The 13,214-nt window shown below is 65.6% G+C and carries 12 protein-coding genes and 1 tRNA gene; 7 read left to right on the top strand and 6 right to left on the bottom strand.

From position 1 onward, the window contains the following. The first annotated feature begins 123 nt into the window (after positions 1-123). Complete coding sequence (locus tag AC1Q7Q_RS19810) at positions 124-456, top strand: DMT family transporter (RefSeq protein ID WP_492376096.1); 333 nt, start codon at positions 124-126, stop codon at positions 454-456. A gap of 76 nt (positions 457-532) precedes the next feature. On the opposite strand, the gene AC1Q7Q_RS19815 is transcribed toward AC1Q7Q_RS19810, so the two are convergent. After that, a tRNA-Arg gene (locus AC1Q7Q_RS19815) sits at positions 533-607 on the bottom strand. Positions 608-713: 106 nt separating this feature from the next. Further along, positions 714-1,109, bottom strand: coding sequence for a YXWGXW repeat-containing protein (locus AC1Q7Q_RS19820; protein ID WP_492376095.1), 396 nt, complete (start codon positions 1,107-1,109; stop codon positions 714-716). A 1,017-nt stretch (positions 1,110-2,126) separates the two neighbouring features. Between AC1Q7Q_RS19820 and AC1Q7Q_RS19825 the strand changes: the two genes are divergently transcribed. Next, entirely contained in the window at positions 2,127-4,082 is a 1,956-nt protein-coding gene (locus AC1Q7Q_RS19825; protein ID WP_492376085.1) for a DEAD/DEAH box helicase, read from the top strand. Between the two features lie 136 nt (positions 4,083-4,218). Here the strand turns inward: AC1Q7Q_RS19825 and AC1Q7Q_RS19830 are convergent, their stop codons facing one another. Further along, a complete protein-coding gene (locus tag AC1Q7Q_RS19830; protein WP_492376084.1) occupies positions 4,219-5,478 on the bottom strand; it encodes an SUMF1/EgtB/PvdO family nonheme iron enzyme in 1,260 nt (419 codons plus the stop codon). 150 nt (positions 5,479-5,628) lie between these two features. Further along, the gene (egtD, locus tag AC1Q7Q_RS19835; RefSeq protein WP_492376083.1) at positions 5,629-6,729 is read right to left on the bottom strand and encodes an L-histidine N(alpha)-methyltransferase; all 1,101 of its coding nucleotides are present in this window, start codon (positions 6,727-6,729) and stop codon (positions 5,629-5,631) included. 551 nt (positions 6,730-7,280) lie between these two features. On the opposite strand from egtD, the gene AC1Q7Q_RS19840 reads away from it, so the two are divergent. The 3 genes from AC1Q7Q_RS19840 to AC1Q7Q_RS19850 all read left to right on the top strand — a co-directional run bounded on the left by AC1Q7Q_RS19840 (position 7,281) and on the right by AC1Q7Q_RS19850 (position 9,458). Next, positions 7,281-7,979: a TerC family protein gene (locus AC1Q7Q_RS19840; RefSeq protein ID WP_492376082.1), complete on the top strand. Its 699-nt coding sequence runs from the start codon at positions 7,281-7,283 to the stop codon at positions 7,977-7,979. A 187-nt stretch (positions 7,980-8,166) separates the two neighbouring features. Further along, positions 8,167-8,961 (top strand): thymidylate synthase, encoded by a 795-nt coding sequence (locus tag AC1Q7Q_RS19845; protein ID WP_174427375.1) that lies wholly within the window; start codon positions 8,167-8,169, stop codon positions 8,959-8,961. Then, complete coding sequence (locus tag AC1Q7Q_RS19850; RefSeq protein ID WP_492376081.1) at positions 8,958-9,458, top strand: dihydrofolate reductase; 501 nt, start codon at positions 8,958-8,960, stop codon at positions 9,456-9,458. Before AC1Q7Q_RS19845 ends, AC1Q7Q_RS19850 begins: the two co-directional genes overlap by 4 nt. Positions 9,459-9,548: 90 nt before the next feature. Here AC1Q7Q_RS19850 and pmbA read toward each other — a convergent pair whose 3' ends face one another. Next, entirely contained in the window at positions 9,549-10,919 is a 1,371-nt protein-coding gene (gene pmbA, locus AC1Q7Q_RS19855; RefSeq protein WP_492376080.1) for a metalloprotease PmbA, read from the bottom strand. 57 nt (positions 10,920-10,976) lie between these two features. Here pmbA and yjgA point away from each other — a divergent pair, with 57 nt between their 5' ends. Beyond that, positions 10,977-11,594 (top strand): ribosome biogenesis factor YjgA, encoded by a 618-nt coding sequence (yjgA, locus tag AC1Q7Q_RS19860; RefSeq protein WP_416049263.1) that lies wholly within the window; start codon positions 10,977-10,979, stop codon positions 11,592-11,594. A gap of 51 nt (positions 11,595-11,645) precedes the next feature. Then, a complete protein-coding gene (gene mog, locus AC1Q7Q_RS19865; protein ID WP_492375433.1) occupies positions 11,646-12,299 on the top strand; it encodes a molybdopterin adenylyltransferase in 654 nt (217 codons plus the stop codon). A gap of 19 nt (positions 12,300-12,318) precedes the next feature. Here mog and AC1Q7Q_RS19870 read toward each other — a convergent pair whose 3' ends face one another. Next, positions 12,319-13,200 carry an AEC family transporter gene (locus AC1Q7Q_RS19870; protein ID WP_043348188.1) on the bottom strand — a complete coding sequence of 294 codons (882 nt, stop codon included), beginning with the start codon at positions 13,198-13,200 and terminating at the stop codon, positions 12,319-12,321. Positions 13,201-13,214: the final 14 nt, after the last annotated feature.

The following is a 13,214-nucleotide window of genomic DNA, read 5'->3' on the forward strand; positions in this document are numbered from 1 at the left end:
AAGGAGGGATCACCAGCCCGCAAAGCGGCCTCGAGCATGCTTTGCACTGTACACCCGGAAAGGCCCGCCGGGCAGCTATGGGAAAATGTGGCCCCAGCGACAGCCAACGTGAAGAACCCATCCATGAATGCCTATGTACTACTGGCCCTCGCCATCGCGGCCGAAGTCATTGCCACCAGCAGCCTCAAGGCCGCCGAGAATTTCACGCGCCTATGGCCAAGCGTGCTGGTCGTGGCCGGCTATGTCAGCGCCTTCTTCCTGCTGATGCAGGTCATGAAGACCGTGCCCGTGGGCATCGCCTACGCGATCTGGTGCGGCGCGGGGATCGTGCTCGTGACGCTGATTGCCAGCTTGCTGTACCGGCAAGTGCCGGATCTGGCGGCCTGGGTGGGGATCGGGCTGATTATTGCGGGAGTGGCGGTGATTCAGCTGTTTTCGAAGATGGGGACGCATTGAGACGCATGCGCCGCGCGGCGGCAAGCCTCTGCATTTCAACCGGGGGAGCTTTGATGGACCGCTGAGACCTGTGGGGTGGTCCCGCCGGCAGGAATCGAACCTGCATTTCACGCTTAGGAGGCGCGTGTTCTATCCATTGAACTACGGCGAGACGATAGACACTCCCGGATCGGTGAGTGCGCCTTGGCGGCGCGGATCCCGGAGCAGGCCGGAGTATATCAAAATCCTCACCGCCCAAGAAACGCGCCACTCCCTATTCAGCACTCGCCTTTCTTGGCGTGCCCCGGGGGACAGTGATAGCCCTTGTCTTTCTTGCCATACCCACCGTCGCCGCGTCCGTCCCAGCGCTCGGGCATCAACACCCAGCCACCGCTGGCCTGCACCCAGCGCGGCGCCTCGTAGACGTAGCCGGCGCGCTCGCGCTCCCATTTGCCCTTTTTCCATTTGTGCTTGTGGCCGCGATCGTCCCAATCCCAGTAGCCGGGGGCCCAGACGTAGCCGGGACGCGCAACCGGGACGGCTTCATAGACGGGGGCGGGCGGCGGAACACCAATCGCCACATTGATTGACACCTGGGCCAGCGCCGCCGGCGCCACGCCCAATCCACCCGCAAAGCCCGCTACTGCTGCCGCGCACAACAGAATCTTTCGCATATTGTTCTCTCGCTTGCCTGTGTTGTTCAGGAGCGAGAATAGCCTGACCCGGAACTTCTGGCTGTTAGCAAAGGTATCCATGGATGACTTTTGTCGCGCGAAGGAAACGCAGCGGCGTGGCGAGGCGAGGCGCGGTTAGCAGAACCGCCAGCCCCACAAACGAGAAGCCCGCCAGGAAACTGGCGGGCTGGTTGCGGACGGTCCGGACCTTCCAGGTCAACGCCGGCGCTATCGCGGCAACAGTCGTTGCAAGCAGCGTTTCCCATGATTCCGCCCATGACGCGGACGTCCCTCCGGACCACCCGGAGAGTCGAAGGAAAGCTGGCACTGACGCCGACTGCCGCGATATCAGCGGCTAGCAGCACTTAAAGCAAAGCGCCGAGGAAGGTCAGCGGGTATTCCAGGTCCGCCACCTTGCCGGGCAACCGTGTGCCCGACGGCTTCAGTATAGGCAGGCAGCCTACGGATGCAACTTTGAATGCGGCAGGGGTAAATGCCTCGAAAAGTGCGCGATAGCACGCAAAATCTCGTGCTTCAGCCGCATATCGGCCTCAGAAAGGAATTCCTATCGCAGTGCAACAAACTTACTTTTGTTTCTGCTATAATTCGCGCCGTGAGTTCGCACTGTGAGTTGTGCAACACGCCAGCCGGGTTCTTCCGGCAGGCGATACCGCCCCCGCTCTCAAGCTCTGCTCCCCGGTCCCGCCGACTGGCCTGCTTTATGTTGCCGCGCTGTTTGCTGCATCAAGGCCAAGTGGTGATACCCGACAGAACGCATTTCTCACCGACGTCGCCTCGTCTCCGATCCTGTTGAATAGCTCTATAGAGCTGTTTGCCTGCCAGGGACTGCCGCCCGGCCTTGTGCCCGGTGTCACCCTGCCTGCCGCCGTACTGCCAGCTGTGTCTGTCGTAACGGCCTCACCGATTGGCGCCGAAGCCTTTTTAAGACTTTGCACTGCGCCCGCCCCTGTTCGCTAGTTCGGCATGGGGTGCCATGCATTTAAAGAAAATTACGACATGACCCAGCACGACATTCGTGCGGAGCAAGATTTTGCCTCCGCCGCCGACGCATCGATCGAAGCCGCAGCCATCGCCACCCCCGCTATCCAGGAACCGAGCCCGCTCGACAAGCTCGACGCCATCCTCAGCCCGGAAGCCGCCGTGGCGGCGCCTGCCGCTGTTGCCATCGATGCCGAAAACGGCTTCGCCAAGCTCGGCCTCGAAGAAGCCATTCTTCGCGCCCTGGTTGAACTGAACTACACCACCCCGACCCCGGTGCAGGCACAAGCGATCCCCGCCTTCCTGGCTGGCCGCGACCTGCTGGTGTCGAGCCAGACCGGCTCGGGCAAGACCGGCGCCTTTATCCTGCCGGCGATCCAGCGCATCAGCGAGAAGGCTTCGCCGAATCGCCCGCGTTCGGACGATCCGGTCAAGCGCATGAAGGGCAAGCGCCCCCGTCCGTCGCCGGCGCAACCCGCGCTGCTGGTGCTGACCCCGACCCGCGAACTGGCCCTGCAGGTTACCGAAGCCACCGCCAAGTACGGCCGCCACCTGCGCCGCATCGTCTGCGCCAGCATCCTGGGCGGCATGCCTTACCCGAAGCAGCTCGCCGCGCTGTCCAAGATGCCTGACATCCTGGTCGCTACCCCGGGCCGCCTGCTGGACCACGTTGAAGCCGGCCGTATCGACCTGTCGCAGCTGGACATGCTGGTGTTCGACGAGGCCGACCGCATGCTCGACATGGGCTTCGCCGACGACATCGACGCCATCGTTGCCGCTACCCCGGCCACCCGCCAGACGCTGATGTTCTCGGCCACGCTGGACGGCCGCATCGCCCAGCTGGCTTCGCGTCAGCTGCGCGATCCGCAACGCATCGAAATCGCCGCGACCCGCGCCGACCAAAGCAATATCGAACAGCGCCTGCACTTCACCGACGACATGTCGCACAAGGAAAAGCTGCTGGACCACCTGCTGCGCGACACCACGCTCAAGCAAGCCATCGTCTTCACCGCGACCAAGCGTGATGCCGATTCGCTGGCCGAGCGCCTGTCGGACACCGGCTTCGCAGCCGGCGCGCTGCACGGCGACATGACCCAGGGCGCGCGTAACCGCACGCTGACCTCGCTGCGCCGCGGCAACCTGCGCATCCTGGTGGCAACCGACGTGGCCGCACGCGGCATCGATGTGCCCGACATCACCCACGTGGTCAACTTCGACCTGCCCAAGCAAGCGGAAGACTACGTCCACCGTATCGGCCGTACCGGCCGTGCTGGCCGCTCGGGCGTCGCCATCAACCTGGTGAACCACGGCGACATGTTCCAGTGGAAGCGCATCGAGCGCTTCACCAACAACCGTGTCGACGCATCGGTGATCGAAGGCCTGGAGCCGCGTCGCTCGCCGAAGCCGCGTTCGGGCTTCGCCGGCAAGCCGGGTGGTGACCGCGGTGGCTACCGTGGCAACAGCAATGGCGGCGGCTATCGCGGTGGTGAAAACCGCAGCTTTGGCGACCGCAAGTTCGGCGGCGGCGAAAGCCGCGGCTTCGGCAGCCGTGACGGCGCCCCGCGTCCCGCAGGCGATCGCCCGTTCGGCGACCGTGACGGCAACCGTGGCTTCGGCGACCGTAGCGGCCTGGGCAACCCCAATGGCAACAGCACCGGCTATCGTGGCCAGGGCGGCCAGGGCGCAGCCGGCGGCCAGCGCAGCTTCAACAACGAAGGCGGCGGCTACCGTGGCGGCGACAATCGTGGCTTCGGCAATCGTGACGGCGCGGCTCCCCGCAGCTTCGGCGACGGCAATCGTGGCGGCTTTGGCGGCGGTGCAGCCGGCAATGGCGGCAACGGTGGCTACCGTGGCGGCGAAGGCCGCAGCTTCGGCAACCGCGATGGCAACCGTGATGGCGCCCCCCGCAGCTTCGGCGGCGGTCAGCGCAACGGCAACGGCAACACCGGCGGCCGCTCGCGTTTCGAGCGTTAATTCGGCAGGCTGAACAGGTTCACCGCTTAGGCGGTGATCTCTCGCAAAGCCAAAGAAAAAGGCACCTTCGGGTGCCTTTTTCTTTGGCTTTGGCCGCCTCAACCAACGGCGCTCGCCACGGGCAACCAGCGCCCCGCTACATCGAACAACTGCGAAAACCGACGAACGCGAAATCGTCCTCGGGCAGCAGCGCCATGCGCGCGCGCGCATGACGCTGGCGCGCCGGGCTGGCGAAAGACGTGCTCCGTACCGCCTGGTGGCTGGCAAAGCAGTACACGTATTCCATATCGGTGGGGTCCGCCTCGAATCCCGCGTAGGGCTCGTACGGCGTCGCCGTCCACTCGCGCACCATGCCCCAGCGCAGGCCGCCCCGATCCTGGACCGCCGCCAGCTCCCATTCCGTTTCCGTGGGCAGGCGCCGGCCTGCCCAGGCGCACCAGGCTTGCGCCTCGAACAGGCTGACGTGACGTACCGCCTCGTCAGGGTTCAACGTGCGCAGACTGCCGAAGCGCAAGGCCATCCAGGCCCGCGACTCAGAATGGCGGGCCCAGTAACGTGGCGCCGAGCGATCCTGCATCATCAGCCACTGGCGCCCCGCCGCCGACCACCACGACGCGCGCTCGTAGCCGCCGTCCTCTACGAAATCGAGGAACTGCGCATTGCTGACCGGCGCGGCATCCATCTCGAAAGCTGGCACATAGGTAGGCTGCGGCGGCAACTCGTCGGGCAGCGCGAAACCATCCGGCGTGTTCCAGCCCTGGATGAAACGCCCGCCGGGAAACTGCAAGGTACCGCCGTGCGGCACCGATACCGACGGCAGGACGACCGCAGGCTCCACCGGGGCAACGCCCAGCGCCTGCAGCAGAGCGGCGATGGCCTCGCCCTGGCGGTCCTCGTGAAACAGCGCGCGGCGCCAGGCATAGAGCGTGGCATCGCCATCGTCGGGTTGCGCCGCCAGCCGGCGCAGGACGGCATCGAGCACGTCGGCGGCGTAGCGCTTGACCACGGCCACGTCGGGCAGCGTGACCTCCCAGCGGGCATCGGGATCGATGCGATCGGGATCGAACCACTCGTCGGCGCCGGGCAGCAGCGACGGCACACTGGCCACCTGCAGCCAGGCGCCATCGCGCTCGAGCGTGCGCACGTCGCGCAGGCACCACCATTCGGCGTGCCAGGCCACATGCCCGAGCGTCCACAACGGCGGGTCGGCAAAATCCTGGCGAGGCACCTCCCAGCCACGCCGGGTCTGGCCAAAAGCGGCCAGCCAGGCCAGGGTGCGGTTGCGCGCTTCCACCAGCGCCTGCGCCAGGCCTTCGCGCGGCAGCCGCCGGGCATCGGCCCAGACGGCCTTGCCGCCGTTGAAATGAAGGTCGGGAAGCATGGAAAAGCCGCTCATCGAACACCCTGCCGGAGAATGGGATTGGCACCCGGTTGCGTGATCCGGCGAGCCGCGTGCGCCATGCGCCGCACCTTTCGCCGGATAGATGCGGGCATTATGACACCAGGCCCAGCCGCCCCCTCGCGGTGGGCACCGTAGCCTCAGACTTCAGACCCGGGCGTGGAACACCGCGAACCATCCGCGCGGATCGCTCCACCAGACCGGATCGTCGAAGCCCGCAGCCTCGAGCAAGGCAGCGAAGTCGTCAGGGCGGTATTTATACGAATCCTCCGTATGAATCTGCTCGCCCGCGCGGAAGCCGCGGCTACCCTCCGCCCAGTGCACGGTGACCTCGCGCTCAGCTTGCAGGTGCATCTGGATGCGCGACCCCTCGCGGTCGAAGCTGGCCACATGACGCCAGTCCTCAAGCTGAAAGTCGCTGCCCACGATGCGATTCAGGTTGCGCAGCACATTGCGATTGAAGGCGGCGGTCACACCCAGCGGGTCATCATAGGCGGCCACCAGCGCCTGCTCGTCCTTGAGCAGGTCCACGCCAATCAGCACGCCATCCCCCCTGCCCGCCGCGGCCCGCAGCCGCTGCAGCAAGGCCTGCGCCTGGGCTGGTGCGAAATTGCCGATGCTGGATCCTGGATAAAAGAACAGGCGGCGCCCGTGCCTGACCTCGGGCGGCAGATCGAGCGGCACGCACAGGTCGGCGCCCAGGCCAAGCATGGGAATCTGCGGATGCTGCTGCTGCAGGCAGAACAGCGTGCCGCGCAGGAACTCCACCGAGATATCCAGCGCCACGTATTGCGCCGGCTGCAGGCTGCCGAAGAGCCGGGCCGCTTTCTGGCAGTTACCCGCGCCAAGGTCGATCAGCACGCAGCCACTGCCGGCGCGCGCGGCCATGGCGGGAGCAAATGCAGAAAAGACCGCGGCCTCGGTGCGCGTGGGGTAGTACTCGGGCAGGTCGGTAATGGCCTCGAACAGGCGCGAGCCGAGCACGTCGTAGAAGAACTTGGGGCTGATGCTGGCGGCGCCGGCCAGCAGGCCGCGCGTGATCTCGCCGCGTAGCGCGCCACTGTCCTCGTGGTACTGCTGGATGAAATCCAGCCGGGGCACCGGGTTCGGCTGCGCATGGCCGTTGCCGACGACGACGCTGCTGGCGGGGGGGCCGTTGGGTTTCAGGGCCGAGGTGCCGTTGTGATTGGCTTGGGTGTGATTGAGGCGTACGTTCAGTGGATTCAGCGGGGTCGGGACTGCCGGCATGACGTTTCCTTGATGGTCGATGGGCACTGCATAAAACCCCCAGGGGCCCGCACGTCACGGCATGCGCGGGAGTTGCAAGGGATCCGCCTCCGGTGACGTCTGGGGCGCATCAGCCGATGCAAGTCTTCTCAGGATAGCTGGCGAGCGCGGAGTGTGCTTACCGCATTGCACAAAATCCTCAGTGCAGTGAAAACCAGAAAGTGCGCCTTGTTCAACAACAGTTTGCCGCCGCAATGCCGCCACAGCGCCCCCACAAAAAATACGCAGCATCGTTTATAATCCGCCTCAGCGTATCTGCTTCGGGCTCGCCCGGATTGGATCGCCCCTCAAAGGGGAGTAGCTCCGGGGCCATGCCCTTAGCACAATCGTCATTCCGGGACTGACAGTCTCCGGTTGTGCTGACCGCGCCAAGTACCATCAGCGGTCGAGCAAGACCTTTGCAACCTGGTTTCATGGTTTGCAAAGGCGCCCCAAGCTCCCACACATCATGTCTCCAGGCCAAACCGGTGCGTACGCACGGCTCTTAGCTATTCGTTGTTCGAGGAGATTTCATGGAATGGTTTACCGATTTGTTCACGATGCAGTTCCTGACGGCACTGCTATCCATCGTCGTCATTGACCTTGTGCTGGCCGGCGACAATGCGATCGTGATCGCCCTGGCGGCGCGCAACCTGCCGCCCCACCTGCAGAAGAAGGCCATCATCTGGGGGACTGTCGGCGCGGTCGTGGTCCGTTCGGCCATGACGGTCGGCGTGGTGTGGCTGCTCAAGATCCCTGGCCTGCTGCTGATCGGCGGCGCGGCCCTGGTGTGGATCGCCTACAAGCTGCTGTCCGATGACGGCAATGGCGACGAGCATGGCGCGGGCGCAACCACCCTGGTGGGCGCGATGAAGACGATCATCATCGCCGATGCTGTGATGGGCGTGGACAACGTGCTGGCTGTGGCTGGCGCGGCGCACGGTAGCTTCCTGCTGGTGGTGCTGGGCCTGCTCATCAGCATCCCCATCGTGGTGTGGGGCTCGAGCCTGGTGCTCAAGCTGATGTCGCGCTTCCCCTCGATCATCTTCGCGGGTGCCGGCGTGCTGGCCTTCACGGCAGTCAAGATGATCGTCAGCGAGCCGCTGGTGAAGGAGTTCTTCAACAGCAACGCACTGGCCTACTACGGCTTGTTCGTGGTGGTCGTCGGCGGCGTGCTGGGCGGCGGCTACCTGGTGCAAAAGCGCCGGGCTCCGGCTACTGCCGCGCAGTAATGCGCGACGGCGCCAGCGCCGCCGAGCTAGCTGGAACCTGAAAACGGGTCGCCACGGGCCGCCGAAAGGCGGCCCGTTTTGCTTTGCGATAAAATGCTAACCCTTTAGCAATTTGCTATTCGGTTAGCAGATTGCCTGCCATACGCGCACACCGCTGTCGCGTCACTTTTCCCCAACACCCGCGCCGATGAAACAGTACCTCGACTTCATGCGCCATGTGCAAGAGCATGGCACCGAAAAGGCCGACCGCACCGGCACCGGCACGCGCTCGGTGTTTGGCTACCAGATGCGCTTCGACCTGCGCGAAGGCTTCCCGGTGGTGACCACCAAGAAGCTGCACATGAAGTCGATCATTCACGAACTGCTGTGGTTCCTGAAGGGCTCGACCAACATCCAGTACCTGAAGGACAACGGCGTCAGCATCTGGGACGAATGGGCCGACGCAAACGGCGAGCTCGGGCCGGTCTATGGCTCGCAGTGGCGCGCGTGGCCCACGCCGGACGGCCGCCACATCGACCAGATCACCGACCTGATGGCGCAGATCCGCAGCAATCCCGATTCGCGCCGGCTGATCGTATCGGCCTGGAACGTGGGCGAGATCGCGCAGATGAAGCTGCCGCCCTGCCATGCATTCTTCCAGTTCTACGTGGCCGACGGCCGCCTGTCCTGCCAGCTGTACCAGCGCAGCGCCGATATCTTCCTTGGTGTGCCGTTCAATATCGCCAGCTATGCGCTGCTGACGCACATGATCGCGCAGCAGACCGGGCTGGAGGTAGGCGACTTCATCTGGACCGGCGGCGACTGCCACATTTACAGCAACCATGCCGAGCAGGTGGCAACCCAGCTCGCGCGCGCACCGATGGCGTTGCCGCAACTGAAGATCCTGCGCAAGCCCGACAGCATCTTCGACTACAAATACGAGGACTTCGAACTGGTGGGCTACGAATCGCATCCGGCCATCAAGGCACCGGTGGCCGTATGACGTTGCTGACCCTGATCGTGGCGAAAGCCCGCAACGGCGTGATCGGCCGCGACAACACCCTGCCCTGGCGCCTGCCCGAGGACCTGGCGCACTTCAAGCGCACCACCATGGGCGCGCCCATCGTGATGGGCCGCAAGACGTGGGAGTCGATCGGCCGGCCGCTGCCGGGCCGGCGCAATATCGTGGTGAGCCGCAACCGCGACCTGCGCATCGAGGGCTGCGACGTGGCGAACTCGCTGGAAGAAGCGCAGCGGCTATGCGTGGGCGCCCCGCAGATCTTCCTGATCGGCGGCGCGCAGCTGTATGCCGAGGCCCTGCCCAGCGCTGACCGGCTGGTGGTGACGGAAATCGATGCGGATGTGGAGGGCGACGCGGTGTTTCCGGCCATCGACCCGCAGCAGTGGGTCGCGACGCAGCGCGAGCGGCATCATTCGGAGGCGAACGGTTTCGACTACGCGTTCGTGACGTACGAGCGCCCGCCGTCGGGCGAGGAATAACGGCCGCCTCAAACGGAAAGTTTCAAGCGTCGCTGACGTCGCTGACGTTTTACGCGCGCGGCGGCCTGTCTTCAGGCCGCCGCTGTCGTTTTAGTTGCCGCCGGCAATGGTCATCTGCTCGATCAGGACCGAGCCGGTTTCCTTGGTGCCGCGCACCAGCGCATCGGCGCCAATGGCCACGATCTGCTGGAACATCTCCTTCATGTTGCCGGCGATGGTGATCTCTTCCACCGGGTACTGGATCACGCCGTTCTCGACCCAATAGCCTGACGCGCCGCGCGAGTAATCACCCGTCACGTAGTTCACGCCCTGCCCCATCAGCTCGGTCACCAGCAGGCCGGTGCCCAGCTTGCGCAGCATGCCGGCGAAGTCGTCTGCCGGCGTGGTCAGCTTGCTGGAGAGCGTCAGGTTGTGCGAGCCGCCGGCGTTGCCGGTGGTCGTCATGCCCAGCTTGCGCGCCGAGTACGTGGAGAGGAAATAGCCTTCCACCACGCCGCCGCGCACCACATCGCGCGCGTGGGTCTTCACGCCTTCTTCGTCAAAGGGTGCGCTGCCCATGGCGCCCGGCAGGTGGGGCTGCTCGTGGATATGGATATGCGGCGCGAACACCGCCTTGCCCAATGTGTCGTAGAGGAAGGTCGACTTGCGGTACAGCGCGCCGCCGGACACGGCCTGCACGAAGGCGCCGAGCAGGCCGGCGGCCAGAGGTGCCTCGAACAGCACCGGGCAGCGGCGCGTCGACAACTGGCGCGCATTCAGGCGGGCCAGCGAGCGTTCGGCGGCATAGCGGCCGATGTCCTCGGGCGCGGCCAGCGCGCCGGGCGCGCGCTTGGACGAGTACCAGTCGTCGCGCTGCATGCCGCTGCCGGTGCCGGCGATCGGCGCGCAGGAAATAAAGTGGCGGGAATACGGGTAGCCGCCCGTGAAGCCGCGCGAAGTGGCCAGCACGAACTGCGAATGCTGGGCCGAGACGCTGGCGCCGTCGCTATTGCGAATGCGCGACGAGACCGCGAAGGCGGCCGCCTCGGCGCGCCGCGCGAGCTCGATGGCTTGCTCAGCGTCGATATTCCAGGGGTGGAACAGGTCGAGATCCTGCGGGTTGCGCTCGAGCAGCGCTTCTTCGGCCAGGCCGGCGCAATCGTCTTCCGCGGTGAAGCGAGCGATGTTGTAAGCCGCCTCGGCCGTGGCGCGCAGGGCCGCCGGCGAGAAATCCGAGGTGCTGGCGTTGCCGCGCCGCTGGCCGATCATGACCGTGACGCCCACTACCTTGTCGCGGTTTTGCTCGATGGTTTCCACCTGGCCCTTGCGCACCGACACCGACAGGCCGCTGCCCTCGGAGATCTCGGTAGCCGCGTCGGTGGCGCCCAGCTCGCGTGCCACCCGCAGCACATCGGCGGCCATCTCGCTGAGCTGGGCCTGGGTATAAGTGAAGTGGGTGGTCTGGTCTGCGGATTGATCCATTGTGGGCGCGGTCATCAAAAGTCCAAACAAGAATCATAGCAAGATAAAATGCCAACCATGACGCGAAACACCCGCCCCTCCCCCCGGAACGCCTCCGGCTTCCCCGACCCGTTCACCCCTGAGCCGGCCGACGACGACGACATGCTCAAGAGCAAGTCGCAGAAAAAGCGCGACATGCTCGCCCTGCAAGACCTGGGCGTGGAACTTGAGGCCCTGCCCAAGGACCGCCTGGCGCGCGTGCCCATGCCTGAAGCGCTGGCCGATGCCATCCGCGACGCGCGGCGCATCACCAACCACGAAGGCAAGCGCCGCCAGATGCAGTATGTCGGCAAGGTCATGCGCAGGCTGGACGATGACGAAGTGGCCGCCATCCAGCGCGTGCTGGAAGGCTTCAAGGGCACCAGCAAGGCCGAGACGGCTAAGCTGCACCTGGTCGAGCGCTGGCGCGAGCTGCTGCTGGCGGACGACGCCGCGCTGACGAAATTCCTGGCCGAGCACCCGGCCAGCGACGTCCAGGCACTGCGCAACATCATCCGCAACGCGCGCAAAGAGCACGAGATGAACAAGCCGCCGCGCTACTTCCGCGAGCTGTTCCAGGCCGTCAAGACCGCGCTGGAAAGCAAGCAGGCCACGGCCACCGGCGAGCAGGAACCCGAGCCGGAAGCCGGCGAATAACCGGCATATAGCCGACATCCAAAACGCAGCAACCAAGGAAATGGGGACAAGATGACGCAAACCACAACGCCCGCGCTGGTCCATCCCGTTGCCCGCAGGCACCCGGACGAACTGCTGGTTGGCTTTGTCTCGATCTCCGACCGTGCCTCGACCGGCACCTACCAGGACGAGGGCATCCCGGCGCTGCGCGACTGGTTCGGGCGCGCCCTGAGCTCGCCCTGGCAGGCCGTGGAGCGGCTAATCCCTGACGAGCAGGCGCTGATCTCGCGCACGCTCATCGAGCTGGTCGACGTGGCCGGCTGCGATCTGGTGCTGACCACCGGCGGCACCGGCCCGGCGCGCCGCGACGTTACCCCCGAGGCCACGCTGGCGGTAGGCACCAAGGAAATGCCTGGCTTTGGCGAGCAGATGCGCCAGGTCAGCCTGCACTTCGTGCCCACGGCCATCCTGTCGCGGCAGGTGGCGGTGATTCGCGAAACCGCCAGCCGCGCCGCCCTCATCATCAATCTGCCGGGACAGCCGCGCGCCATCCGTGAAACCTTGGAAGGACTGCGTGGCGAGGATGGCAAATCCATCGTGCAAGGCATCTTTGCCGCCGTGCCCTACTGCGTCGACCTGATCGGCGGGCCTTACATCGACACTGACGAAGCCGTGGCCAAGGTGTGGCGCCCCAAGCACGCGATCCGCGCCAAACCCGCCGCGTGAACCTCAGGGGGCAGCCACGCTATCGCAGCCCCAGATACAGTCCCACCGGCACGAACACCACGGCAGCCACATTGCCCAGCAGCACGATCGACGCCACCTGGTCCGGCTCCTGCCGGAAATGATCGGCCACCAGGAAGTTGAGCACGGCCGGCGGCAGCGACGCGAACACGAACAGCAGCCCGCGCTGGAGCTGGGTCAGCGGCACCACCTGCGCCAGCAGCAAGGCGCAGGCGATGCCGGTCAGCGGACAGACCACGGCGCCGATCGCGCCCATGCCCCAGTTGCGCAGGCTCACGTCCTTCATGCGCACGCCGAGCGCGAACAACATCAGGGGCACAGTGGCGTCGCCCAGCAGCTTGATCGACTGGAACACCGGCTCCGGCAGCGAGAACCACGGCCGCGCCAGCGACAATCCCACCCCCGCCACCGTTGCCAGCACCATCGGATTGCGCGCGATCTGCGTGATCGACGCGTGCCGGTTGACGATCTTCATGCCGATGGTGAAGTGCATCAGGTTGGACGCGGCGAACAGCGCCACCGCGGGCGCCAGCCCGACCGGCCCGAACGCGAACACCGATAGCGGCAAGCCCATGTTGCCGCAATTGTTGAACATCATCGGCGGCACGAAGGTGCGCGGATCCGCCCCCAGCAGCCGCGCGCCAAGCCACGCCAGCAACCCCGAGCCCAGCACCACGGCAACCGCGCAACCCAGCAGCACAAGCTGGTCGGCCAGCACGAATTCCTTGCTGACAAAAGCCGACACCACCAGCAGCGGCGCGATCACATCGAGCGTGGCGCGGTTGATCCCGGACATGTCGGGATGCGCGCGGCGCCCGTAGAGCCAGCCGACCAGGATGATCAGGATGACCGGCGTGATGATCGAGACGATGCGCGCAAGCATGGGCGGGCTGCCGT

Source organism: Cupriavidus sp. GW823-FHT07A04 (assembly GCF_058794615.1).

Bases quoted from the DNA above. Each gene is read 5' to 3' on its own strand.
- egtD (WP_492376083.1), bottom strand. From the start codon at position 6,729: ATGCCGGCAGTCCCGACCCCGCTGAATCCACTGAACGTACGCCTCAAT.
- mog (WP_492375433.1), top strand. From the start codon at position 11,646: ATGACGCAAACCACAACGCCCGCGCTGGTCCATCCCGTTGCCCGCAGG.
- AC1Q7Q_RS19845 (WP_174427375.1), top strand. From the start codon at position 8,167: ATGAAACAGTACCTCGACTTCATGCGCCATGTGCAAGAGCATGGCACC.
- AC1Q7Q_RS19810 (WP_492376096.1), top strand. From the start codon at position 124: ATGAATGCCTATGTACTACTGGCCCTCGCCATCGCGGCCGAAGTCATT.
- yjgA (WP_416049263.1), top strand. From the start codon at position 10,977: ATGACGCGAAACACCCGCCCCTCCCCCCGGAACGCCTCCGGCTTCCCC.
- AC1Q7Q_RS19870 (WP_043348188.1), bottom strand. From the start codon at position 13,200: ATGCTTGCGCGCATCGTCTCGATCATCACGCCGGTCATCCTGATCATC.
- AC1Q7Q_RS19820 (WP_492376095.1), bottom strand. From the start codon at position 1,109: ATGCGAAAGATTCTGTTGTGCGCGGCAGCAGTAGCGGGCTTTGCGGGT.
- AC1Q7Q_RS19830 (WP_492376084.1), bottom strand. From the start codon at position 5,478: ATGAGCGGCTTTTCCATGCTTCCCGACCTTCATTTCAACGGCGGCAAG.
- AC1Q7Q_RS19850 (WP_492376081.1), top strand. From the start codon at position 8,958: ATGACGTTGCTGACCCTGATCGTGGCGAAAGCCCGCAACGGCGTGATC.
- pmbA (WP_492376080.1), bottom strand. From the start codon at position 10,919: ATGGATCAATCCGCAGACCAGACCACCCACTTCACTTATACCCAGGCC.
- AC1Q7Q_RS19840 (WP_492376082.1), top strand. From the start codon at position 7,281: ATGGAATGGTTTACCGATTTGTTCACGATGCAGTTCCTGACGGCACTG.
- AC1Q7Q_RS19825 (WP_492376085.1), top strand. From the start codon at position 2,127: ATGACCCAGCACGACATTCGTGCGGAGCAAGATTTTGCCTCCGCCGCC.